The 23,534-nt window shown below is 56.8% G+C and carries 21 protein-coding genes and 1 riboswitch; of the genes, 2 read left to right on the forward strand and 19 right to left on the reverse strand.

Annotation, left to right across the window (positions count from 1 at the left end):
• Nucleotides 1-195 precede the first annotated feature (195 nt).
• From EHV15_RS04855 to prfA, 19 genes are all read right to left on the reverse strand, one after another.
• Nucleotides 196-1,077, reverse strand: a complete 882-nt coding sequence (locus EHV15_RS04855) for an ROK family protein (RefSeq protein WP_128630240.1) — start codon at nucleotides 1,075-1,077, stop codon at nucleotides 196-198.
• A gap of 103 nt (nucleotides 1,078-1,180) precedes the next feature.
• Nucleotides 1,181-2,203: an ABC transporter substrate-binding protein gene (locus EHV15_RS04860; RefSeq protein WP_128630241.1), complete on the reverse strand. Its 1,023-nt coding sequence runs from the start codon at nucleotides 2,201-2,203 to the stop codon at nucleotides 1,181-1,183.
• Nucleotides 2,204-2,253: 50 nt separating this feature from the next.
• Nucleotides 2,254-3,315 (reverse strand): ABC transporter ATP-binding protein, encoded by a 1,062-nt coding sequence (locus EHV15_RS04865; RefSeq protein WP_128630242.1) that lies wholly within the window; start codon nucleotides 3,313-3,315, stop codon nucleotides 2,254-2,256.
• A gap of 31 nt (nucleotides 3,316-3,346) precedes the next feature.
• Nucleotides 3,347-5,002, reverse strand: coding sequence for an ABC transporter permease (locus EHV15_RS04870; protein ID WP_128630243.1), 1,656 nt, complete (start codon nucleotides 5,000-5,002; stop codon nucleotides 3,347-3,349).
• Between the two features lie 19 nt (nucleotides 5,003-5,021).
• Entirely contained in the window at nucleotides 5,022-6,089 is a 1,068-nt protein-coding gene (locus EHV15_RS04875) for an ABC transporter substrate-binding protein (protein ID WP_128630244.1), read from the reverse strand.
• Between the two features lie 165 nt (nucleotides 6,090-6,254).
• Nucleotides 6,255-7,523 (reverse strand): PTS ascorbate transporter subunit IIC, encoded by a 1,269-nt coding sequence (locus EHV15_RS04880; RefSeq protein ID WP_128630245.1) that lies wholly within the window; start codon nucleotides 7,521-7,523, stop codon nucleotides 6,255-6,257.
• Nucleotides 7,524-7,567: 44 nt separating this feature from the next.
• Entirely contained in the window at nucleotides 7,568-7,861 is a 294-nt protein-coding gene (locus EHV15_RS04885; RefSeq protein ID WP_128630246.1) for a PTS sugar transporter subunit IIB, read from the reverse strand.
• Nucleotides 7,858-9,942: a BglG family transcription antiterminator gene (locus EHV15_RS04890; protein WP_178075760.1), complete on the reverse strand. Its 2,085-nt coding sequence runs from the start codon at nucleotides 9,940-9,942 to the stop codon at nucleotides 7,858-7,860. Before EHV15_RS04890 ends, EHV15_RS04885 begins: the two co-directional genes overlap by 4 nt.
• A gap of 518 nt (nucleotides 9,943-10,460) precedes the next feature.
• Nucleotides 10,461-11,711 (reverse strand): serine hydroxymethyltransferase, encoded by a 1,251-nt coding sequence (gene glyA / locus EHV15_RS04895; protein WP_128630248.1) that lies wholly within the window; start codon nucleotides 11,709-11,711, stop codon nucleotides 10,461-10,463.
• Nucleotides 11,712-11,805: 94 nt separating this feature from the next.
• Nucleotides 11,806-12,396 (reverse strand): TIGR01440 family protein, encoded by a 591-nt coding sequence (locus tag EHV15_RS04900; protein ID WP_128630249.1) that lies wholly within the window; start codon nucleotides 12,394-12,396, stop codon nucleotides 11,806-11,808.
• A 137-nt stretch (nucleotides 12,397-12,533) separates the two neighbouring features.
• A riboswitch (ZMP/ZTP riboswitch) is annotated at nucleotides 12,534-12,616 on the reverse strand.
• Between the two features lie 60 nt (nucleotides 12,617-12,676).
• On the reverse strand, nucleotides 12,677-13,264 hold the full coding sequence (locus EHV15_RS04905; RefSeq protein WP_128630250.1) for a low molecular weight protein arginine phosphatase: 588 nt from the start codon (nucleotides 13,262-13,264) through the stop codon (nucleotides 12,677-12,679).
• 104 nt (nucleotides 13,265-13,368) lie between these two features.
• Nucleotides 13,369-13,929, reverse strand: coding sequence for a manganese efflux pump MntP (locus tag EHV15_RS04910; protein ID WP_128635184.1), 561 nt, complete (start codon nucleotides 13,927-13,929; stop codon nucleotides 13,369-13,371).
• Nucleotides 13,930-14,074: 145 nt separating this feature from the next.
• On the reverse strand, nucleotides 14,075-14,929 hold the full coding sequence (locus EHV15_RS04915; RefSeq protein WP_128630251.1) for a DUF72 domain-containing protein: 855 nt from the start codon (nucleotides 14,927-14,929) through the stop codon (nucleotides 14,075-14,077).
• A gap of 16 nt (nucleotides 14,930-14,945) precedes the next feature.
• A complete protein-coding gene (locus tag EHV15_RS04920; protein ID WP_425464463.1) occupies nucleotides 14,946-16,286 on the reverse strand; it encodes an L-threonylcarbamoyladenylate synthase in 1,341 nt (446 codons plus the stop codon).
• A gap of 495 nt (nucleotides 16,287-16,781) precedes the next feature.
• Nucleotides 16,782-17,516 carry a stage II sporulation protein R gene (spoIIR, locus tag EHV15_RS04925; protein WP_128630253.1) on the reverse strand — a complete coding sequence of 245 codons (735 nt, stop codon included), beginning with the start codon at nucleotides 17,514-17,516 and terminating at the stop codon, nucleotides 16,782-16,784.
• Nucleotides 17,517-17,654: 138 nt separating this feature from the next.
• Nucleotides 17,655-18,854, reverse strand: coding sequence for an FtsW/RodA/SpoVE family cell cycle protein (locus EHV15_RS04930; RefSeq protein ID WP_128630254.1), 1,200 nt, complete (start codon nucleotides 18,852-18,854; stop codon nucleotides 17,655-17,657).
• Nucleotides 18,855-19,088: 234 nt separating this feature from the next.
• Complete coding sequence (locus EHV15_RS04935) at nucleotides 19,089-19,364, reverse strand: hypothetical protein (RefSeq protein ID WP_128630255.1); 276 nt, start codon at nucleotides 19,362-19,364, stop codon at nucleotides 19,089-19,091.
• Between the two features lie 103 nt (nucleotides 19,365-19,467).
• On the reverse strand, nucleotides 19,468-20,355 hold the full coding sequence (prmC, locus tag EHV15_RS04940; protein ID WP_128630256.1) for a peptide chain release factor N(5)-glutamine methyltransferase: 888 nt from the start codon (nucleotides 20,353-20,355) through the stop codon (nucleotides 19,468-19,470).
• A gap of 4 nt (nucleotides 20,356-20,359) precedes the next feature.
• Nucleotides 20,360-21,427: a peptide chain release factor 1 gene (gene prfA, locus EHV15_RS04945; RefSeq protein ID WP_128630257.1), complete on the reverse strand. Its 1,068-nt coding sequence runs from the start codon at nucleotides 21,425-21,427 to the stop codon at nucleotides 20,360-20,362.
• Nucleotides 21,428-21,638: 211 nt separating this feature from the next.
• Between prfA and EHV15_RS04950 the strand changes: the two genes are divergently transcribed.
• Together EHV15_RS04950 and EHV15_RS04955 are read left to right on the forward strand one after the other, a co-directional pair.
• Nucleotides 21,639-22,553: a LysR family transcriptional regulator gene (locus EHV15_RS04950; protein WP_246061892.1), complete on the forward strand. Its 915-nt coding sequence runs from the start codon at nucleotides 21,639-21,641 to the stop codon at nucleotides 22,551-22,553.
• Nucleotides 22,554-22,703: 150 nt separating this feature from the next.
• Nucleotides 22,704-23,501, forward strand: a complete 798-nt coding sequence (locus EHV15_RS04955) for an ABC transporter ATP-binding protein (protein ID WP_128635185.1) — start codon at nucleotides 22,704-22,706, stop codon at nucleotides 23,499-23,501.
• Nucleotides 23,502-23,534 lie beyond the last annotated feature (33 nt).

Here is a 23,534-nt window from a genome sequence, read left to right on the forward strand (position 1 = left end):
CCTTATTCGATCCAAAACAAGCTGAAATGTTCCGCTTTCACCTGAATAAGGTCTCTGGTGTCCGTTAAAAGTTGGAAACATGGTTATTGGGCCAAATAAGCGCTCTGGTGTCCGTTACATTCAAAACCGGGCCCGCTTTTCGGTCCATTCTGTAGATCAGGCTTGGAAAAAGCGCCTTTTGACCCCCGCTCAGATTTACACGGACAAGGCCGCGTCGGCCAAAGCCAGCGCGCCGGCCAGTCCGGCATTGTCGCCGAGCCCCGGCGGAACGATATAATCGGCGATTCCCTCACGCAAGCTCGGGTGCTGGACGTACCCATTCAGCAGAGCCTGCAATTTGCTTGCGATCAGCGGGAAGAGTTGGCTCTGCTTCATGACTCCGCCGCCCATAATGATCTTTTGCGGAGAAAGCACGAGAATATAGCTCATCAACGCCTGCGCCAAGTAATAGGCCTCCATTTCCCAAGCCGGATGGTCGGGAGGAAGATCCGCGCCGTTGCCGACTCCCCAGCGTTTCACAAGCGCAGGTCCGGCCGCCAGGCCTTCCAGACAATCCCCATGATAAGGACATGTGCCTTCATATTTGTCGTCCGGATGACGGCGCACGAGAATATGCCCCATTTCGGGATGGGACAAGCCGTGAATCAGCCCACCGTTTAAAGCGGAGCCGGCCCCGATCCCCGTTCCGACCGTGATGTAAAGGCAATTGTCCAGCCCTTGGGCCGCACCCCAGCGCAATTCGCCCAGCGCCGCCCCGTTTACGTCCGTGTCAAAGCCTACCTTGCAGTTCTTGGCCTTTTGAACGGCCCCGACGAGATCAAAGTTGCTCCAGTGCGGCTTCGGCGTTGTCGTGATATAGCCATAGGTCGGGCTCCCCGGAATCGGATCGATCGGCCCAAACGAGCCGATGCCTATCGCCTCAATCTCCTTATCCCGGAAATAATCGTGCACCCGGCCCATCGTCTCTTCCGGCGTCGTCGTCGGAAAACTGACCCGGTCCAGAATCGTGCCGTCCTCATGGCCGATACCGCATACAAATTTGGTTCCACCGGCTTCAATAGCCCCCAGCAGTTTCAATGATGCCAACCTCCATTTTCAGTCGCAGATAAGATATATCCAACGTTACCATATCAGTATTATAAAAATTATATCATGATATTGGCCGCGTTAATAGAATATCCTAATCGGCTCCCGAACCCAGCACCTCGGCGGTCCATCTGCCGATCAGGCGCTCGCGGTTTTTGCCGGCCCATTCAAGGTCGTATGGAATGGCATTCAGTTTCTCCAAGGGGATCGCTTCCTCGGGGGCAACGGCGTCGGGATTCGTCAACTGCTGGTAATTGCCGACCTGCTTGCCGAGTTCCTGAGCTTGCTTGGTTAGCGCCCAATCGACGAACTGCCGGGCCTCCTCCTGATTCGGTCCGCCCTTGATGATGCCAACCGCCCCGATTTCGTAGCCGGTTCCTTCGGTTGGAAAGCTAATGACGAGATTTTGAAACCCTTCTTTGTAATATTTGAGCGCATCATGAGCAAACATGACCGCCGTGCCTGACTCCCCCATGCCTACCGTTCGCCCCGGAACGCTCCCGGAGGTGGTGTAAATGACATTTTGCCGATGCAGCCGGCGCAAATAGTCAAACGCCTGATCCTCGCCAAACAACTGCACAAGCGTAGCCATCGTCGTATAGGCCGTGCCCGATGAACGGGGATCCGCCATCGAGATCATCCCCCGGTACTCCGGCTGCAGCAGGTCATTCCACGATTGAGGGGCTTGCAGCCCTACCTCCTGCAGCCAGGTTTTGTTGGACACAAACGCGATGGAACCGACGTAAATTCCCGTCCAATATCCGCTCGGATCGCGATACTCGCGGGGAATCGACGCGGCATTTTGCGAATGATACGGTTCCAGCAAGCCTTCGGTTTTTGCTTGAATAAACGTATCCGCCGGTCCGCCATACCACACACTCGCTTTGGGCGCGTTCCGCTCCCCCCGGATTCGCGCCAGGATTTCCCCGCTCGACATCCGCACATAATTCACTTTAATGCCGGTCTGCTTCTGGAACGTCTCGATCGCCTTGATGGCGTGATCCTCATACAGTCCCGCATACACCGTCAACGTTCCTTGACTCTCCCTGCCGCAAGCGGTCAGAAGCAGTGTTACCATAAGGGACAGCAGCACTATACCTAAAGTTATTCGTTTCATGCCGCCCCTTCTCCCCCTTGCTTGATGTCATCCGAACGTAATGTTTTGGGTTAAATTAAATGAAGCGCATCTTCGGCAAACTGCAGCGATACGTTAGCGCCAACCGCGTAAACCTTCTCCTGGATCGGGTTATGCTCGGTAATTTGGAACAACTGGCCGGCAAACTGCACTTCGTATTCCTGCGTCTGCCCCATGAATACGCTCTTTCGCACGACACCCCGGTGCACCGATTCATTGGACAAGGATACGGCTTCCGGGCGGATTACGACGGTAACGCGGTCCCCCGCCTCAAAACCGTCCCGGCGAACCCGCAGCAAACCTGCGTCCGTCTCCACCAGCAGCCGCCCTTCCTCCGTTCCTTTCACCGTCCCCTCCATAAAGTTGGCGGTTCCGATAAAGTCCGCCACAAACTTCGTTTTGGGGCGCTGGTAAATCTCCATCGGTGTACCAACCTGCTCGATTTTCCCTTTATTCATAACGATGACTTTATCGCTCATGCTCATCGCTTCGCTTTGATCATGCGTGACATAAACGGCCGTAATGCCGACCTGCTGCTGAATCCGCCGGATCTCGTCCCGCATCACCAAACGCAGCTTGGCATCCAGGTTGGACAACGGTTCATCGAACAGCAGTACGCCGGGTTCCATCACGAGCGCTCTGGCCAAGGCTACCCGCTGCTGCTGCCCGCCCGACAACTGGCCCGGCATCCGGTCCCGGTAATCCTGCAAATTCATTATATCCAATACGGATTCAACTTTCGAGCCAATCTCCGGCTTGGCCAGCTTCTTGATCCTGAGTCCGTAAGCGATATTGTCGAAGACGTTCAAATGCGGGAACAGGGCATAGGATTGGAACACCATCGTGCAGTCTCTCCGATTTGGAGGAATCCCATCGACCGCCTCATCCCCGAAATAAATATGCCCATCGGTAATCTCCTCGAATCCGGCAATCATGCGAAGCGTCGTCGTTTTGCCGCAGCCCGAAGGGCCGAGCAAAGTGACGAACTCGCCCTCCCCGATGCTCAGATCAACCCCGGTTACCGCGTATGACCGATCGCCTTTGTCGTTCACGAATGCCTTTGATATATTTTTAAGAGTGACAGATTTAGCCATAAACAATACCTCCTTCAAGAATGGGCGCCAATTAAACGGACCGCTCTTTGCCGCCCATCCATTTCACCAGCAAGTTGATTAGCGCCAGAGCAACGATCATGATGAGAATCAGAATGGTACAGTAGGCGCTGGCCACGCCGATCCGGCCCGCCTCGACTTGCGCCAGAATCGACGCGGTAATGAGGTTATATTTGGCCGAAATAAGGAAAATGACGGCGCTCATCGCGGTCATGCTTTTGACAAAGCTGTTGACGAGGCCGCTGAAGAAAGCGGACTTGATCAGCGGAAGCACCACGCTGGTGAACACTTTGCTTCCCCCGGCTCCCAGATTCGTCGCGGCCTCTTCGATGCTCGGGTCGATTTGCTGCAAGGCGGCGATCCCGGAACGAATGCCCACCGGCATGGAACGGACGACGAACGCGGCCACGATAATCATTCCCGTTCCCGTCAATGCCAACGGGGCCTTATTGAAGGCAAGAATATAGCCAATCCCGATAACCGTACCCGGTACGGCAATGGACAGCATGCTGATAACCTCCAGCGCCTTTTTGCCGAAGAAACGTTTGCGGACAATCAGGAAGGCGATGATCATCCCCAACAGGCCGGCGATCGGGGTAGCGACGATGGCCAGCGTCAGCGTGTCCTTGATCGCCTTTTGCCCGATGGAGAATACATATTTGTAGTGGTCCAAAGTCAGGCTATTGTTGATCCCCCACAGCTTGATGAACGATCCGACCGGTACCAGAGCATAAAAAGCGATAACGGCCAGCGACATGATCATACAAAAAGCGAATAACCCTTGTTTCACAGCCCCGGACTCAATCATTCTCCGCTGTCCTGTCGGCTTGCCCGTTACCGTGACATAGCTTTTTTTGCCCACCCAGAAGTTTTGCAAAATGTACACGATTATCGTAACCGTAAGCAAAATCATCGCCAGAGCCGCGCCCGCTTGCAAATTGTAGCTCCCGACCGCCTGCAAATAGATTTCCCTGGCAACGGTGGAGTAGTTCCCTCCGATCGTCATCGGATTGCCAAAATCGGCAAGAGATTGGACAAACACAAGCAAAAAAGCGTTGGCGATTCCCGGAACCGAAAGCGGTAAAGTGACGCTAAGGAACGTCTTCAACCGGCTGGCCCCCATATTTTGACTCGCTTCCTCCAAAGAAGGGCTGATCGAGCGAAGCAGGCCCGACAGCGTCAGAAACGCGATCGGAAAGAACGATAACGTCTGTACCAGCACCAGGCCATGCAGCCCGTAAATGTTGGCATTTTCGAGGCCCAGCAAGTTTTTGGTGATCAATCCCTGTTTTCCGAACAGCAGCATCGCGGATAACGCGATCACAAACGGTGGAGATATGACCGGTAAAATAGCAATTCCGTTAAACAGCTTCTTAAACGGCACCTTTACATAGGCGAACGTATAGGCGAATACATAGGCGATTGCTGTGGACAGCGTGGACGTCAATACGGCCAGGATCAGGGAGTTCACCAGGGATTGCAGCAATCCTCCCCCGGAGAGCACCCGCTGATATCCTTGCATGCCAACCTCGCCGGCGGAGCCGACGAAGCTGGACTTTAGAATTTGGAGTAACGGATAGACGATAAAAACGACTAAGCAGAGCATGACCAACACGATCAGAATCGGCAGGAGCGGCTCGCGCTTGAATCTCTTGAACATGGCGCTCATTCCAGCTCTCTCCTCACAGTTATTTTTTGACCTCGGCGCTCCATTTGTCGATCAAGCGCTGGCGTTCCTTACCGGCTTCAACCACGTCATAATCAATCGTTCTGATATCGGACAGGTCCAAGGCTTGTTCCGGCCCTACCGCATCCGGATTCGTCAAGTTTTGGAAGCTGCCCACCGTCTTGCCAAGCTCTTGTGCGCCCGGCGACAAGGCCCAATCGACGAATTTTTGCGCGAGCTCCTCGTTTTTTGTGTTTTTGATGATGCCGATCGAGCCTGTCTCATATCCCGTTCCGTCTTGAGGGACCGTCAGCACGAGGCTGTCAAAGCCTTCTTCCTGATACTTGATAATGTCGTGCGCGAACAAAATCCCCACCCCGGCTTCGCCCATGCCGACCATTCGGCCCGGAGCGGCGCCGCTTGTCGTATACTGCTGAATTTGCGGATGCAGGCTTTTGAGATACTCAAAACCTTTCTCCTCGCTGCCCATCACCTTCAACACGGAATACATGGCCGTATAAGCCGTACCGGAAGAAGCCGGGTCCGCCATGACGATTTCGCCCTTAAACGCCGGATTAAGAAGGTCCGCCCATTTTGTCGGGGCCTGCACGCCTTTTTTCTCCAGAAATTCCTTGTTGGAGGCAAAACCGACAGCGCCTACGTATACGCCAGTCCAGTAGCCTTCCGGATCTTTATACTTTGCGTCGATCTTCTCGGCAACCGGCGATTGATAAGGTTGCAGCAATCCCTCACTTGCCGCTTGAACAAACGTATCGGCCGGCCCGCCATACCAAACGTCCGCCTGCGGATTGTCTTTTTCGGCCCGAACCTTGGCAAGGATTTCCCCCGCCGACATCCGGATCATGCTGGCTTCGATGCCGGTATCTTCCGTAAACTTCTTAATGGCGGCTACCGCATGGTCCTCCTGAAATCCGATATAAACCGTCAGCTTGCCTTGGGGCTTGTCCGAAGCGTCTTTCCCTGCCCTATCCCCTGCAGCATTGTTTCCGCCTGCCGATCCGCAGCCCGTAAACAGCATGGCGGTCATCGTCAACGCGGCAACGGAGCTGATCCATTTTTTCTTCTTCATTCTTGAAATCCCCCTTCACTATTTATGAGTCAATTATATTGGCTGCGCTTACAACACTGTGAGTCCAAGTCTCTGCCACTTCTTCCGGCAAAAAAACGGACACGGCAAAAAAGCCCGATCCCCCCCTTCAAAGGCGGAATCGGGCTTTCTTTATACGGCCGGAAGCTACCTCTTGAACCAGCCAAACAACTCATGAACCAGCACGCCGATTACCGAGAAATCGCTGTCGGCAAACGTCGCCCGTAAATAGCCGAGATTCGACAACAGCGGAATCAGAAACACCGGCAGGATCGTAATCACAAACCCGTGGCATAGAGAGGATACGATCAACCCCTTGCGCCCTCCGATTTTATAGGCGATGACGCCGGCAGCCCCCCCGGAGAAGAAATGCGGAATAACCCCGGGAATAATGACCGTGTACTGAACCTGCAGCAGAACGGCCATCGCCGCCAGCCCTCCGGCAAAACTGAGCAGAAAGCCGATCATCGCCGAAAACGGCGAAAATTTGAACAGCACCGGACAATCCAAGGCGGGAACGGCTCCCGGCACGATCCGGTCGGCAATGCCTTTGAAAGCGGGGACGATTTCCGACAGCAGCATTCGCACGCCCGCCAAGATGACATAACATCCCCCCGCGAACCAGGTCGCCTGAATCAGCGAAACCACCAGAATATGCCGGCCGGAGAACATCTCCGCGACCCCGCCGGAAGAGACGAACAGCCCCGAGAAGAGGAATAACACGAACGTAAATACCGTAATCACGACCATATGGTCCTGAAAAAAAGACCGCAGCTTCTGCAGTCCCGGCGACTCCGGCGGCTCCGTCCCTTTTTTGAACCAGGAGGCGATAAACCCGCTTAGAACATAGCCGGCGCTGTTGAAATGCCCGAGCGCAAAATCATCGTTGCCCGTTACCCGCCGAACATAAGGCTGCGCGATCAGCGGGGCAAAAGACATGCACAAAGCCAGAACCACTCCGCCGCTAAGCGCCACCTGCCATAACGGGATGGACATCGACACCAAGACCCCCGCCAGCAAAGAAGCCATAAACAGCATATGATGCCCGGTCAAAAAAATGTATTTCACCGGGGTGAACCGGGCGATCATCAGGTGGACGATCATCCCGGCCAGCATAATGAGCGCGATTTCCTCGCCATAATTGATTTGCGCCAGCGCGGTAATCGTCTCGTTATGCGGAATAATACCGATAATTTGGAACCCCTTCTGAATGACCGCCGATAAATTGGAAAGGGAGGATCCGGCGGCGTTGGCTCCGATTTGCAATAGTGTGTATCCGAGCATCGTTTTGATCGTGCCGTGAATGAGCCTTTGGAACGGCTGCTTCTGCAGCAGCAATCCGACAAGCGCGATTAATCCGAGCAGCAGGGCGGGTTCCCCAAGCAGCCCCTTGCTGATGATTTGCGTCGCATTCATGGGTAACCCTCCCGTCTTGTGGTGATATCCGTAAGTTTTTTGCGCTATTCGAGCCAACCGCGGACCGTAAGACTCTCCATGAGCCGGGCTTTTAAATATTGGCGGTCCGTAATATCCTCCAGCCCGATCGTCTCCGCATTCCCGCCAATATGCAGCGATTCCATATGGTAACTGGAGCCTATAATCAGATCGGCATCATCACAGGCATCAACCGATGTAATGTCCGTATGCTCGATGTGGGCCTTTATTCCCCATTCCTTCATAAGCGTCTCCACATTCAGCCGGATCATCAGGCTCGTCCCCAGACCGCTGTTGCAAGCAACGATGATCTTTTTCATAAGCCCTCCTTCTCCCGCAGCTTTTGCCACACGCCTTCCGCATCCACCGTTTGCCGCAAATCGGCCATAAACGACTCATCGTTCATGACATCAAGCAGCGTTCCGAGCGCGGTCACATGCCGCTCCTTATCGATGGCCGCCAAAGTAATCACAAGCCAAACCGGCTGCGCGGACGGCCCGAACGCCAGCGCCTCGCGAAAGCTCAGCAAACTAAAGCCCGTTCTTGTCACGCACTCCGGCATGTACACGTGGGGAAAAGCCACCCCTGAACGTATAATAAAAGGATGCTTGTTGGAACGAATAATTTCGAGCAGCGCATCTCCGTATTTGGCGTCCGAAACGCCCCTTTCCATCAGCAGCCGGTTTCCCTCGCGAACGGCGTCCTCCCAAGGTACAGAAGCTAATCCAAGGCGGATGGAGACCGGCGGTAACAGTGAAGTAAGCGCAAAATCCTCATAAGGCCCCTTGTCCACCCCGCTTCCGCCCTGAAACAGATGGAGCAGTTCCTCCAGCAATCGGTTCCGGTTATGGATATGGGCATTTCGCTCAACCGCTTGAAAAATATCATTAACCGCTTGCACGGCCGCCGCGGCCGCCGCCGATTCGCCCGAAGGAGCAACGCCCAGAAACCCGGCAATCCGCTGCTGATCGTGCTGATCGAGCAGCGGCGATACTTTAACCCACGGCACCTGCAGCGGATGGCTGATCTCCATCGTGCTTATCATCGCGTCGGCCTCTCCTAGCGTGATGCTTCCGGATTCCTTATACGAATAAGTACCTGCAATATCGACCTGGGGAAAAATAGCGGCCATCCGCCTCTTCAGCATCGCCGAAGTGCCGAGACCCGAACCGCATACAATCGCCACGCGCTTGCGCACGGGCGCTTTTGGAGGAATCAGCCCGCTCCCGATATGGAGCATTATATAACCGACCTCGTCCCGGTCGAAGACGACGGACCACGGCTCCATCACCTCGTTTACAACCCGCTCCAGCAAATCGAGCAGCGTGCCGTACTGCGTCTCCAATTGCCGCATCAGCGGATTTTTCGATTGCAGGCCAAACTTTGCGCGGTAAATGGCCGGCTTCAAATGAATGGCCAAGCCCTGGACAATCTGCTCGGCCATTTGCAGCGGACGGCCCAAATCCCGCTCGATGCGGACCACCATTTGCTTCGCCAGCTCGGCGATCATCAACTCCTCGGCCGGCAGGCTTTGCTTCTGGGCGCCGAGGATATGCTGGGTAATATAGCCGATTTCCGCCGCGGGCAGCTTTACCCCGAAATGCCGTTCAATCCGCGGCGCCGCTTCCGCATTCACCAGTTCATACACGTCATGGCCTTGCAGCTCGGAAAGCGATTCGCGGTCCATCTCGATCGAATGCGTTTCCTTCAGCCGCTCCATCGCCATCAGCATATGAAGGATCAATGTGGAATATCCGGCGTCCGTAAACTGAACGCCCATCTTCTCCTCCAGCCGCTGTACCGTATCGAACAGCATGGCCGCATCTCCGGCCTCAAACCACTCCTTCCACGGCGCCAGCGGCAACTGCGGTTCTTCCCGCACCCGCTGATCAAGGATATACCGAAGCAGCCGGTCATCGGTAATTTCGGCGCGAAGCAAACTTAAATAGGCTCTTCGCTTCAGTTTCTCCGTCCCTTCGATGTAAAGCACTCCCCGGTCACGAACCAAGGTTAGCTCCCAGCGCCCAAGCCGCTGCTTAATTTCGTTTAAGTCTTGTAAAAGCGTATTTTTGCTGATCCCGAATTCTTCCATGATCTCCTTGACGGACAGCTTCACGGCCTGCAAGAGCTGCTTGAGCAGCAAGCAGATTCGCTGTGTTGCATCCATATAATCGGGGCGCTGCTCCATTTGCTCGGCAAGGCGCTCCGACTGGCCATTCCCAAGCCGCAGCCGGACGCCGGCGGAGCGGTTGCGATCCAGACGCACTCCCCGCTCTCTGAGCCAATCCTCCAGCCGCAGCAAATCATTTCGCACCGTTCGCAGGGATATCCCGTGATCATCCGCCAATTTCTGCAGAGGAATATAGGCGGCCCCGTCGCTTTCCATCAATTGCTTAAGCATTCTCTGTTGTCTGCTTGATATCATAATGTCCCCCGGCGGTCTGCACTTTTGTATGCGCTATCATAAATTTATTATTACATATTTACATATGCCGCGTCATCTGTCCTCTAACAGAACCCAAGATGAGAAAAACGCCTGTCGGCGTCCTTTAGTGGCTCTGACTTCTGCTTTGGAGCGATTGGAGGCTCTTCCTAAACTTTGGACGCTGCTCTAACGGACACCAGCGACCTTATCCGCTCATTTCCCGGGTATTTCCCAGCCTAACGGACACAGGCGACCCTATTTCGCTCTAAACCCGTTCATCCAGGCCGATTTGAGGTAAATAAGGGCTTCTGTGTCCGTTACATTTTGCAAACCTCCGTTTTCCCTCAAATAACGGCTCTGGTGTCCCTTAGCCTCCAGATTCCTTTTTTTCCTCCCCTCTCTACCTGCGCATCGCCCTTTACCGTGCCCGAAATTCTATAAGGTTAAAAAAGGCCAACCCGCATCGACGGGTTGGCCTCCGTTAAACCAGGCGCTTATTCGTAGCTGAGTTCCGGATAGATCGGGAATTTATCGGTTAATTCGACAACTTGCTGACGGGCTTTGGCTAAAGACGCCTCGTCTTTCGGGTTCTTCAGGACTAGAGCGATGATCCGGCCGATCGACTTCATCGCTTCCTGGTCCATCCCCCGCGAAGTTACGGCCGGCGTGCCGATCCGGATGCCGCTCGTTACGAACGGGCTCGTCGGATCGAACGGAATCGCGTTTTTGTTGACCGTGATGCCGATCGAATCCAGCACATGCTCGGCGTCTTTACCGGTGATGTTCAGGTTGCGGGTATCAACGAGCATCAAATGGTTGTCCGTGCCGCCGGATACGATGTTCAGGCCTTCGGCCAGCAGCGTTTCGGCCAGCACTTTGGCGTTTTTAACCACATTTTCCGCATAAGTTTTGAAGGAAGGCTGCAGGGCCTCGCCAAGCGCAACCGCTTTGGAAGCGATCACGTGCATCAGCGGTCCGCCCTGCGTGCCCGGGAACACCGCTTTGTCGACTGCGGCCGCCCACGGCTGACGGCACAGGATCAGGCCGCCGCGCGGACCGCGCAGCGTTTTGTGCGTCGTCGTCGTCACAAAATGAGCGTGCGGCACCGGGTTCGGATGCAGGCCGGCAGCGACCAGGCCGGCGATATGCGCCATGTCGACCATGAACAAAGCCCCTACGTCATTCGCGATCGAAGCCAGTTTCTCGAAATCGATGATGCGCGGATAAGCGCTCGCGCCGGCAACGATCAAGCGCGGACGGTGTTTGAAGGCCGCTTTGCGCACTTCGTCGTAATCGATCAGGAACGAATCTTCCTGTACACCGTATGCCACGAAATTATACAGCAGGCCGGAGGCGTTGACCGGGCTGCCGTGCGTCAAATGTCCGCCATGAGCCAGGTTCATGCCCAGAACGGTATCTCCGGGTTTAAGCGCAGCCAGGTAAACCGCCATGTTGGCCTGCGCGCCGGAGTGCGGCTGCACGTTGGCATGCTCGGCGCCGAACAGTTCCTTGGCCCGGTCGCGGGCGATGTTTTCCACAATATCGACGCGTTCGCAGCCGCCGTAATAACGTTTGCCCGGGTACCCTTCCGCATATTTGTTGGTGAGCACCGAACCCATCGCTTCCATTACCGCTTCGCTGACGATATTTTCGGAAGCGATCAGCTCGATATTGTTGCGCTGGCGCTTCAGTTCCAGGTTCATCGCTTCCAGCACGGCCGGATCTTGTTTTTTCAAGTTTTCCATTGTTAAATTCCTCCTTGGAATAATATACAACTACAGATGACTTGTTCCCCAGCAAAATCTCATAACTGATTACGAATCACTGCGCAGCAACGCTTTACCGGCAGTGAGGGGCGTTCCCGTCCGCAGCCTGCGGCAGCGCGTAGACCGCCCGCTCTCCGCCGATCAGCTTCGGGCGCGCCCAGGCCGCAGTTACCCGGGCCAAGCCGATCGCTCGGCGCGAAGGGCGGAAAGGCACCGCCACCCGGCGCAGATGCATCCCGATGAGCGTCTCGCCGATGTCGATCCCGGCGTGAGCCTCCAGGCTCTCGGCCAGGCAAGGATCGGCAAGCCGGCGGTAAGCGGTGGCCGCCATCGATCCGCCGGCTTTCGGCACGGGCACGGCGGCCACCTCCGTCAGACGAAGCCGCTCCAGCACCGCACGCTCCACCACCAGGGCGCGGTTCAAATGCTCGCAGCATTGAAAGGCGATATCAAAGCCGAATTTGCCGCGAACCTGCTCAAGCCCTTCAAACAGTGCGGCGGCAATGTCTTCCGCTCCGCCGGTGCCGATTTTTTGGCCCGCCACTTCGCTCGTACTCACGCCGATCACCACCAATTTCCCCGGGCCAAGCTTGGCAACCGCCGCCAATTCTTCGGCAATTTCCGCCACTTGGTCCCGGATGTTTCCGAGTTCTACTTGTTCCATGCATGCGGCCTCCTCCAGGTTCAAGAGTCTGTCCTTATTATACCTAAAACCGCCTGAATTCGTGCCGACAAATGCCGCCCGGCAAGCAAGTACGCTTCATGCAACAAAAAAAGAGCAGAACGCATCCGCTGCGTCTTGCTCTTTGCCCAGGCGACCGGCCGTATACTCCGATGCTCCACCGTGGTTTGATCCACTTTTGTCGCCAGTTACATCGGAACCAAAAACTATCTGATCTTAGAATAAAGCATTAGGCCGACAAATGCAACGGGTTTTCGCTGTGTTATTTCCCCAGTTCCCCGCGCTGCAGTTTATCCGCCAGCTTTTCCAGCGCGGCGGCGATTTCGGCCGCCGTCCGGTCGTAATCCGCCCGCGATCCGCCAAACGGGTCGGAAATATCGTAAACCGGCATTCGCTGCTGCAGTTCGTTCAAGCGGCGTTCCTCCGCGTCCGTCCATTTCTCCCCGAGCGCTTTGCCGAGCTCCCGGTCGGCAATCAGGCGCTGCAGCTCTTCGCGCTCCGCGAGCACCGTTTTATTGTCTTCAACGAATTCCTTCAAAGTGTATATTTTGTCCGCGGAATGAGGAAATGAGTACACCACCTGACGTTTATGGCCTTGCGTCAAGGTCAGAATGAGGTCCGCCCACTCCGCGAGCTCCACATGCAGCGGGGTCGACTCGAACGCCTCCGCGATACCGCGATCCTTCAGCACGGCCTCCGCATGCATGGACATCGCAGCGCCCTTCGCCGCGGCCACACCGGCGGACCGTACCTCCACGTCCAAACCGCGTTCCCGCGCAATCTTGCGCAGCAATCCTTCCGCCATCGGGCTGCGGCATGTATTCCCTGTACATACAAACAAAATGCGCATGCCTTTCACCTCCCACGTCCGGATATTCCATTCGCTATCTTATGCAAATTCAAAAGCCGCGAACCGTAAATCCGCAGCTTGCGAACCTGCTTGATGATATTTTATCAAAAGATGAACATAAGGCCAAACGCGAGCAAAATCGCTCCGCCAGCCGCCTCTCCGTACTCTCCCAGCGTCCTTCCCACCCGGCGGCCCATCACCAGGCCAACGAGCGACATCAAACCACCGAAAAAACCGAAGGCCAGCACCGTCAAAATCCAGTCCCCGTGAAACATGCCAAGCGAAACGCCGACGGAAAAAGAATCGATGCTGACGCTTAACGAAAACAGCAGCACGCCGAACCATGTCCGATGGTTGATCGACTGCACGCCGCTGCCCTTCACCGAGCTGACGATCATGTGCGCCCCGAGGGCAATCAGCAGTCCCCCGCCCACATACCGGGCCAGATGGCCCAGCATATAGCCGAAGTATTTACCTGCCAATATGCCGAGCAGAGGCATCAGCACATGAAACAGAGCCACCGCTGATCCGATGCGGATCGCATCCCGCGACCGGACCCCTCTCATTCCGATGCCGATGCCCAGCGACAATGCATCCATCCCCAGAGCCACCGCCATCAGAAGAATGGTAAAAAGCTCGCCCAGCCGCACATATACCTCCGTCATCATCGGTATCCTCCATGTCCGAGTGTTTTGTACAACCATATGCGGACAGGTCCGACTTCATGACATGGACAGGGCAAACGTGCGCCTGGCGCTTGTGATATGCTGTCAGATACAATGCAGGTTCAAAAAGTCAGGCAACAACCTCTTATACATCGAATAAATCCAGCTGTCTGGGCGGCAGTTCCTGCGCCCTTAGGCCGAGGATCTCCATCATCTCCAGCGCGTTTCCCGCGGCGTCGCCCCCGGAGTTGTTGTTGAAAATCATGGCGATTTCCCGCGTGCCTTTCCCGGTCAGTTCCGCCAGCATGTCCCGCCATTCCAGCAGTTCTTCGCGCGAGTAGCGGTACAAATTGCGGAGCTCCCGCCACCGGGGCGACCCGCTTTGGCTCCAACCGGCGGCATTGCGGCCGTGCAGGCGGACCAGCGTCAGGTCCGGATCGGTCGGCTCCAGCACCGTCGGAACCGAACCTTGGCCGGCCTGGGGCTCGTCGCAAACGACATGAATCCAGCCCTCTTCCCGCATAAACGCCAGCGTCCGCTCGCGCATCTCTTTCGCAAACCAGCTTTGATGGCGAAACTCCAGCGCCAGCGGAAGCCGTCCCATCCACTTGCGGACGGCGCGCAGCTGGCGGACATGCTCCGGGCTGCAGTCGAACCAGGGCGGAAATTGAAACAGCACCGCCGTGAGGCGGCCGGCCTCCACGACCGGCTGAATCGAATCCAGGTAAGCCTGGAACATTTCGCCCGGTCCGCCGTATGGCGTTTTGCCCCGGGAATGTCCGGTCATCCCCTGGTACGCCTTTAGGATAAAAGTCAGATCCGCCGGCGTTTCGGCAAGCCAGCGCCGGTACACCTCCGTACCGAGCACGGCGTAAAAGGCACTGTCCACCTCCACCAAGGAAAAATACCGAGCATACCAGGCCAGCTTGTCTCTGGCCGGCGTGCGGGGCGGGTATAAATCATCATGATCGCCCCAGCCGGACAGCCCGATCTTGATCATGCTCCATCCCAGCCTTTCATTCTCCGGCGTCGATGACGCGGTGCCCGGCCGCTTTCAGCAGCCGGTTCATCACCGCGGCGCCGAGTCCGTCCTCGGGACAGGACTCGGCGAGAATGTAGGTGACGCCGCATTCGTCGAAGCGGCGGAGCGCCGCGTACAGGCGGTGCGCCGCCGCCGCGAGCTCGGTTTCACTGCCGAGCGAAAGCGCAAAGTCGGCGCGGTAGGACGGGAGGCGCTCGTCGAAGGCGAGCACGCCCGTCTTCTCCCCGCGCGCCGCGGCCGCCGCGAGCTCGGCCTGAATGCGGGCCGCGACCCGGTCCGCGGCCCCGCGCACAATGCGCAGCACCCCTTGCGGCGCATAGTGGGTGTACTTCATGCCCGGCGAGCGAGGCGCCGGGCTGTCCGCACCGCCGCCCGCTTCCCGCAGGGCGGCGTCGAGCTTCACGCCCGCACCCGTCACGCGGGCGATTTGTTCCGCCGTGATCCCGCCTGGGCGGAGCACGGTCACGGTGCCGTCACGGCCGGCCTCCACCACCGTCGACTCCAGGCCCACCCCAGTGGGCCCGCCGTCGACGATGCCGTCGATCCGGCCGGACAGGTCCTCGCCCACGTGGCTGGCCAACGTGGGGCTCGGCCGTCCCGACCGGTTGGCGCTGGGCCCCGCCACCGGGCACCCCGCTGCGGCGATCAGCCGCAGCGCGACATCGTGGGCCGGCATGCGCACGGCCACGGTGGACAGGCCCGCCGTCACGCGCGGCGAGACGGCGCCGGGGGTCACGGGCAGCACCAGTGTCAGCGGCCCGGGCCAAAACGCCTCCATAAGCCGCCGCTCCGTCTCGTTCACCTCGATGACGAGACCGTCCAGTTGGCTCAGCTCGGCGATGTGCACGATCAGCGGATTGTCGGACGGGCGGCCTTTGGCGGCAAAAATCGCCTCCACCGCCGCCGTATTCCGCGCATCCGCGCCAAGCCCGTACACCGTCTCCGTCGGAAACGCCACCGTCCCGCCGGCGGCCAGCACCGCGGCGGCTTCGGCCAGAGCCTCGGCATCCCGCGCGGCCTGGGCAGCCGGGACCGAAGCGGTTTGACCACCGCCAACGGATTGAGCGCCTGCAACAGCTTGAGCATTCACGGCAGTTGAAGCCTCAGCAGTAGTCCGGGCCTTTGCAGCCCTTTGAACACCTGCGCCCCCTCTATCATCCACGATGTTCTGAACAGTTTCCTGTCCCGTTTTTATTTGTTGATCGGCAGCCGCCCAGGTCGAAGCAACCTTCCACCACCGAGTTTGCCGTATTTCCCCGGTCTCAGCTGCCCCCGCTGGGGACTTGTCCGCCGGCATCGCCCGGTGTTCCGCCATCTGCGCGGTGGCGGAGTCCGCTCTTCCCTCCCGGCTCGCCCGGTCCACATGGTTCTCTCTATTCATTCGTATCGCGTCCTAACTTCGAGTTATTCTTCTATTATACCCGATCGGGTCCCGGAACATAGTACGCAGTAATAATTACACATGTACGGCTACGGCGAATCTTTCACGGTTTACGGATCGCCGATTGCGAAGGACCGTCCTTGATCGGTTTGCCCTTGAACACTTGTCCCCGCTCTACGTCCAACAAAATTGTCACTTTCCATACACACCCGCCAAAACTCCCCGCAACCCAGTCGCCCCCCCACTTCACATTGGAAAAATCCAATAGATTGGAGGTAACCTATGCCATTTAGAGCTGCTGTATATCAACATATTTCTAATTCTATTGGATTTCTCCAATCAGAACGCCCGCTCAAGCCGAGAAATAAAAAAAGCCGCGCGATACACTTCGCACGGCCGTTTTTTTAATAGATATCATCAGTCCATAGCTCAAGCAAACAAACCCGTGATCCAGCTCCACAACTTGGCCAGCATGTCCCACAAGAAAAACCGCACCTCGACTTGCTCGGGATCTACCGGCGAGGCTCCCGGGTCTGCGCCAACGCCGCCAACAGCAGCCGCTGCGCCCGCTTCGTCCGAAGCGCCTTTCGCCGATACAGCCGTCGTCTTGACGGCCGCTTTTCCGCCTGCAGCCAGCGCATCCCCGCTGCCGGCGTCGATGAAGCAAAGCGGAGGAAACAGCACGCACCACCAGTTTTTGCCTTTGCCTTCACCGAGCGTGACGCGCAGCGCCTCGTAATCTCCAGCCGGATACACCGCCCCGCCGTACATTTTTGTCGGGAACGGCACGGTGCCCAACTCCACTTTATAAGCGTAGCTTTTTCCGCTCTCTTTCAACGTTTTCCCCACCTGTTCCTCGATAGCAGGCAGGTTTTCGCGGATCATGCGGCGGGCGTCCTCCAGGCTTTGCGGATGGTCAAGCCGGCTGACCCAGCCGTTCATTTGCTCGACGACGGCATCGCGGACGCGCCGTTTGACCACCTGATCTCCGGTTCCGTCCGAGTTGGCCAAAATGCGCAGCCGGATCGATTCCTGCGGAATCACCCCCGGCGTCCCCGCCGCCGCGGCGGTATCATTCATCTGCCCTTCCCAGGACATCAGCAGCATAACGATACTAAAAAAGAAAAGTGCAATTTTTCGAATCGACGGTCTCCGTTGGCTCATGACTCGTGTCTCTCCTTAACCTCAAACCGATATTTCAGCAGCTGATGTCTATCAGTATGTCCGGTTAGGAGAGTCCATAAACCTAGGAATCTATGAAAAAATAATAGAGCGGACTTTAAAGCCGCCGCCCGCCTAATTTCATTCCGTACTTCTCTTGGCTTTCAAGGAAGCGTACCGGCCGGAGGGGATGTTGGCCTCCTCTTCCTTCTCATGGCCGTGGATGCGGATGCTCATCGCCACTCCGATGCTCGCCATGTTGATCAGCAAGGAGGTGCCGCCGTAACTGATGAAAGGCAAAGTGATGCCCGTAAGCGGCATAAGTCCGATAAACATCCCGATATTTTCGAAAATCTGGTACAGCAGCATCGCGACGATGCCGACGATCAGATAGGGGCCCCCGGTGTCGCGGCATTCCAGGGAAATCAAGATCAGCCGGTGGATCAGCACAAAATAGAGCAGGAGCAGCACCGAGCTGCCAAGAAAGCCGAACTCCTCGGCGATCACGACAAAGATGGAGTCCGAATACGTCAGCGGCACGCGCTCCGATTGTACGGTCTCCCCTTTCATATATCCTTCCCCCGTCATCCCCCCGGAAGCGATGGCAAGCTTGGCGTTCCTCGTATGGTAAGAAGCATCTTCCGACGCTTTCTCCGGCATCAGCCAGGGATCAATCCGGCTGATCCAGTGCTCCCGCCCGATCTCCTGAAAGAACACGTACACTTGATCATGATAAGCCTTGTAGGCGCTGATCCCGCCGATCACCGTCCCGGCAAAAATGGCCACGGCTATCAGGGCATGTGTATATTTAATGTTTCCGATCCACAGCATCCCGGCCAGAATCACCACGTAGCTCAGCGCGTTCCCGAGGTCGTTTTGCGCCATGACCGCCACAAACGGAATAAACGTCAGCATGCAGATCGGCACCACATCGCGCCAGAACGAAAGGCGCGGCTTGCGCTTGCGCAGCAGCATAAAACCGAGAAAGATGACCAGGAGCAGTTTAAAAAATTCCGCCGGCTGAAAGCTCTGTTGGATTACCGGAATCGTGATCCAGCCGGTGGCGTTGTAGTAAGTGTTGCCGATGAACATAACGACGACAAGCAGCCCGAATCCGAACAAGTATAAATAAGGCGCATACTTCATAAGCAGGCGGTAGTCCAGAACGGCAAACCCGAAAAACGCGGCAAAACCCAGCGCATAATAGGCTAGCATGCGAATGTGGTAACCGTGGTATTGGGTATGCGAGGTAGCGCTGTACAGCACCGCGATGCTGATCGCCATCAGCAGCAGCAAAATAAACACAATCGTGTAGTCGACCTTTTTGAGTTTGCTCAGCACGTTCATCCTCTTTTCCTTTGATGGCTAGAAACGCCGTCTATTTACCTGAAGCAGCTCTCATCCCTTATTATACTGTAAAAGAATCCGCCTAAAAGCACAAATGTTCCCGTATTCAAATAAAATCCTACATAAGTACTGCTATCTCGCTTCCATCGATACGCCATTATGACGCGGAAAAGGCGCCGACGGTTAAATCGTCGGCGCCCTCCGGGCAGATCGGCAGCGGAGAAGGGATTAAACGTTCGTAATCAGCGACAGCGTACCAGTTGCGGCTTGCAACGCCAAAATACCAATCGTTTGGATGTTGCTGATACTTACCGAAAACGTCGTACCGGAAGTGACGGTGGTGACAAAATCAGGGGCGTTGTAACGGGTGATGCGCAGTTCCACGTCGCCGGCCGTGCTGGCTACCGTAACGATACCGGCAACTCCCGGAGCGTTCGCTGCCACAAAATACCCCCGGCCGATCCCGGCCGCTTGCGAATAAGGAAACGTTAAAGTGACTGGCATGATTGAATCTCCTCCTTTCGTGGTATACCACAATCTATGAAGCTATCAAGATTTTGGTAGCAACGTTTACTAGAGAAGATTCACCTATTTTATCACGGCCGCCTTAGCCGATGCCGATGCCGATCACGTGGCGGTCAATGCCGGCCAGGTCGGGAATTGTGACGATTTCCCGCCACTGCCCTGCCGCGCGGAGCAGGTCCGCGACCGCGGCGGCCTGGCCCAGGCCGAGCTCGAAGCCGATCAGGCGAGGCGGCCTCGGGAGCAGCGCGAGCTGCGCCAGCATGGCCCGGTAGGGCGCAAGCCCGTCCGGACCGCCGTCAAGCGCGCCGCGCGGCTCGTAGTCCCGCACCTCGGGCTGAAGGTGCGGGATATCCCCCGCCGGGATATACGGCGGGTTCGACACCACGATGTCCAGCGGCTCGCCGGCAAACGGTTCAAGCAGGTTCCCCTGCTTGAACTCCACCCGCAGGCCGAGCCGCCGGACATTATCCTGCGCCACCGCCAGAGCGTCCGGCGAGATATCGCTCGCCGCGATGCGCCACGCCGGGCGCAGGTGAGCCAGGGCAGCGGCGATCGCCCCGCTGCCGGTGCCGATATCGGCGGCGTAAGGCGCGCCGCCGGGCCACAGCGCATCGCCCTCGGCGGCGATGCGCTCGACGAGCAGCTCCGTTTCCGGGCGGGGAATCAGCACAGCCGGCGTGACCTGAAAGGTCAGGCCGTAAAATTCCTGTTCCCGGGTAATGTACTGCGCCGGCTCGCCCGCCGCTTTGCGGCGGACAACCTCCTCCCAGGCTTCCCTTTTGTCCGCCGGGAACGGATCACGCAGCGCGGCCAAATACCCCGCGCCCGAAACGCCCAGCACATGCCGCAGCAGCAGCTCGGCATTGGACTCCGGCTCCCGCACGCCCGCCGCCGCTAAAAAAGAAGAAGCCTCTTTGCGGGCTTCCCAAATACTGATCGCTCCGGATAACCGATATCCTTCACTGTTCAATAGATTATTCTCCTTTTTCCATCAATTCCGCTTGCTCGGCGATCGTCAGCGCCGACACGATCTCTTCGATCTCGCCGTTCATGACCTGATCCAGCTTGTGCATGGTCAAGCCGATGCGATGATCCGTAACCCGGCTTTGCGGGAAGTTGTACGTCCGGATCCGCTCGCTGCGGTCCCCGGTGCCGACCTTGCTTTTCCGCTCGCCGGCGTACTTCGCTTCCTCTTCCTGCCGCTTCATGTCGAAGATGCGGGCGCGAAGCACCTGCAGCGCCTTTTCTTTGTTGGAGTTTTGCGATTTGCCGTCCTGGCAGGTCGCCACGATGCCCGTCGGAATATGCGTCACCCGCACGGCCGACTTCGTCGTGTTGACCGATTGGCCGCCGGCGCCGCTGGAACAAAACGTATCGACGCGGATATCTTTATCCAAAATTTCGATGTCGACGTCCTCGACTTCCGGCAGAACCGCCACCGTCGAGGTCGACGTATGGATCCGTCCGCCGGACTCCGTAGCGGGGATGCGCTGCACGCGGTGCGCCCCGCTTTCGTATTTCAGCTTGCTGTACGCGCCGCGGCCGTTAATCATGAAGATAACCTCTTTAAAGCCGCCGAGGTCGCTTTCGTTCATATCCATCAATTCGATGCGCCAGCCTTGAGAATCGGCATAACGGGTGTACATGCGGTACAAATCCGCCGCGAACAAGGCCGCTTCGTCCCCGCCGGCGGCGCCGCGGATTTCTACGATTACGTTCTTATCATCGTTCGGGTCCTTGGGCAGCAGCAAAATGCGGATTTTCTCTTCCAGTGCCTGCTGGCGCGCGGTCAGCTCCTCGATTTCCAACTTCACCATTTCCCGCATTTCGTCATCCAGCTTCTCGGCTTGCATCACCTTGGCCGCTTCCAACTCGCCGATTACTTGTTTATATTCGGTGTACGCCTCATAAGCCGGCTGTAAATCCGATTGTTCTTTGGAATAATCCCGCAGTCGCTTTGCGTCATTCGCCACATCCGGATCGCAGAGCAGCTCGCTCAGCTTCTCGTACCGGTCGGCCAGGGATTGTAGTCGGTCCAACAAGGAAATCACCTCTCTTATCTCACAATTTCCTGAAAAAAGCCGTTTATTCCCGATATAGTATAACTAGGTTAAACGACTTTTTATTATACCATATGCGAACAAAAATAACCAGGTTATATCCGTAGCTCCCTATGTCCTACTGTTCGAAAGGAACATTTTCATGTAAAATCATCTCACACATGAAGACGCCAAAGGAGGAAAGCCCGTGGATATGCTGGATCTCAAGGTGTTCATTGCCGTGGCCGAAAGCGAAAGCATGAGCAAAGCGGCCAGGTATGTCGCTTTAACCCAACCGGCCGTCAGCCTGCGCATCGCCGGGCTGGAGATGGAGCTGGGCGCCCCGCTGTTCCATCGAACGCGGTCCGGCGCTTTCCTGACGGAGGCTGGTCGGAAATTTTATTTTTACGCCCAATATGCGCTCAGCGCCCTGGACGCGGGACTGGACTCGGTGCGCAAACTGTCCGGGCCTCCGGAAGAAACCGGCCTTAGAATCGGCATCGTAGAGTCGCTGACGCATGTCATGCTTCCGTCCGTCATCCGCTCGATGAAGGAGCATAGCGCGGCCGCCCAATGGAAGATCAGCACCGGGCCATCGCTGGATTTGGCGCTGCGGACCGCTTCCGGAGAGCTGGACATCGCCTTCATCAACCAGATGTTCGCCCCCCTTCCCCAGATCGAAACCGTCAAGCTGTTTGAGGAGCCGCTGGCCTTCATCGGCCCGAAGCAGCCGGGTTTCCCCCGTTATCAAAGCCTCGCCACCTATTTGCAGGAAGTGCCCTTCATTTTGCTCAAACGCCATATGCCCCTGCGCGAACTGCTGGAGCATAACCTGTTCACGCCGCTGCGCGTGCGCCCGCAAAAGCTGATCGAAGTGGATGCTTCCCACATCATCCGCCAAATGGTCGGACAAGGCAGCGGCTGTTCCTTTTTACCCATGTCATCCCTTTGGCCGGCCGGCAGCGACGCGTCGATCGAGATTCTTCCGCTGGCGGAAATCCGCCTGAAGCAAAGCTTTTACTGCGCTTACCCGCAATCGGCTGCCGAACCCGTACGGCAACTGCTCCCCGCACTCCTTGCCAGCATCAAAGAACAAGTCGCCCTGTTCCGCAGCAACGGCCTGGCTTAAGCTGCCGCAGGGCTCTTTCCCGCCCGCCAAAGAACCCGTCTTCAACCAAAACCGTTAGATTTAAGTCATATATCCTGACATAAAAACTCCTTATGACCTCACATACGTCACCTATATTACTATTTACTTAACACAAAGGAGGTGGCAATGATGAATCCCTACAAAATGGAGCTGGAAAACGTAAGCAAAACCTATCTGGCTGCGGACGGAACAGCCGTCAAAGCGCTTGGCCCGATCGCAATGCGCATTCCCAATCACCGCTTTATCAGCATCGTCGGTCCGAGCGGTTGCGGCAAATCCACCCTGTTCAATATCATTTCGGGCCTGGTGGACAACACGGAAGGAGCGATCTATGTAGGCGGCAACCGCGTCGACGGCTTGACCGGAATTACGGGTTATATGCTGCAAAAAGATCTGTTGCTTCCCTGGCGGAACATTTTGGACAACGTCATTTTGGGACTGGAAATTCAAGGCGTGGCGAAAAAAGAAGCGAAGGCCAAAGCGCTCCCACTCCTGCACAAATACGGGTTGAAGGGATTCGAGCATCATTATCCGGCCCAGCTTTCCGGCGGCATGAGGCAGCGGGCGGCGCTGCTGCGGACGATTTTGTACGATCGCGACATCATCCTTTTGGACGAGCCGTTCGGCGCGCTGGATGCCCAGACCCGGGCGATGATGCAGGAGTGGCTGCTTGATCTTTGGGATGATTTTCAGAAAACGATCCTGTTTGTTACCCATGACATGGAAGAGGCGATTTACTTGTCCGACGAAGTGTACATCATGACCTCAAGACCGGGGACGATCAAGCGCCATCTTACGATCGATTTGCCGCGCCCGCGCAAGCCGCAGATCGTCACTTCCCCCCAGTTCATCGCCCTGAAGGAGGAAGCGCTGCGGATTCTTTCGGAAGAAACGCTGAAGGCTTACCGGCAGGAAGCGGCCGTATAACGCTAAATAACCGTTGGAAAGGAGCGAACAACG

This window comes from Paenibacillus oralis (genome assembly GCF_003863965.1).
Lineage (GTDB): Bacteria > Bacillota > Bacilli > Paenibacillales > Paenibacillaceae > Fontibacillus > Fontibacillus oralis.

Excerpts from the sequence above, each read along its gene's own strand:
- EHV15_RS04860 (WP_128630241.1), bottom strand. The coding sequence starts at position 2,203 with ATGAAACGAATAACTTTAGGTATAGTGCTGCTGTCCCTTATGGTAACA.
- EHV15_RS04865 (WP_128630242.1), bottom strand. The coding sequence starts at position 3,315 with ATGGCTAAATCTGTCACTCTTAAAAATATATCAAAGGCATTCGTGAAC.
- EHV15_RS04870 (WP_128630243.1), bottom strand. The coding sequence starts at position 5,002 with ATGAGCGCCATGTTCAAGAGATTCAAGCGCGAGCCGCTCCTGCCGATT.
- EHV15_RS04875 (WP_128630244.1), bottom strand. The coding sequence starts at position 6,089 with ATGAAGAAGAAAAAATGGATCAGCTCCGTTGCCGCGTTGACGATGACC.
- EHV15_RS04880 (WP_128630245.1), bottom strand. The coding sequence starts at position 7,523 with ATGAATGCGACGCAAATCATCAGCAAGGGGCTGCTTGGGGAACCCGCC.
- EHV15_RS04885 (WP_128630246.1), bottom strand. The coding sequence starts at position 7,861 with ATGAAAAAGATCATCGTTGCTTGCAACAGCGGTCTGGGGACGAGCCTG.
- EHV15_RS04890 (WP_178075760.1), bottom strand. The coding sequence starts at position 9,942 with ATGCTTAAGCAATTGATGGAAAGCGACGGGGCCGCCTATATTCCTCTG.
- glyA (WP_128630248.1), bottom strand. The coding sequence starts at position 11,711 with ATGGAAAACTTGAAAAAACAAGATCCGGCCGTGCTGGAAGCGATGAAC.
- EHV15_RS04900 (WP_128630249.1), bottom strand. The coding sequence starts at position 12,396 with ATGGAACAAGTAGAACTCGGAAACATCCGGGACCAAGTGGCGGAAATT.
- EHV15_RS04905 (WP_128630250.1), bottom strand. The coding sequence starts at position 13,264 with ATGCGCATTTTGTTTGTATGTACAGGGAATACATGCCGCAGCCCGATG.
- EHV15_RS04910 (WP_128635184.1), bottom strand. The coding sequence starts at position 13,929 with ATGACGGAGGTATATGTGCGGCTGGGCGAGCTTTTTACCATTCTTCTG.
- EHV15_RS04915 (WP_128630251.1), bottom strand. The coding sequence starts at position 14,929 with ATGATCAAGATCGGGCTGTCCGGCTGGGGCGATCATGATGATTTATAC.
- EHV15_RS04920 (WP_425464463.1), bottom strand. The coding sequence starts at position 16,286 with ATGGCGGAACACCGGGCGATGCCGGCGGACAAGTCCCCAGCGGGGGCA.
- spoIIR (WP_128630253.1), bottom strand. The coding sequence starts at position 17,516 with ATGAGCCAACGGAGACCGTCGATTCGAAAAATTGCACTTTTCTTTTTT.
- EHV15_RS04935 (WP_128630255.1), bottom strand. The coding sequence starts at position 19,364 with ATGCCAGTCACTTTAACGTTTCCTTATTCGCAAGCGGCCGGGATCGGC.
- EHV15_RS04950 (WP_246061892.1), top strand. The coding sequence starts at position 21,639 with ATGCTGGATCTCAAGGTGTTCATTGCCGTGGCCGAAAGCGAAAGCATG.
- EHV15_RS04955 (WP_128635185.1), top strand. The coding sequence starts at position 22,704 with ATGAATCCCTACAAAATGGAGCTGGAAAACGTAAGCAAAACCTATCTG.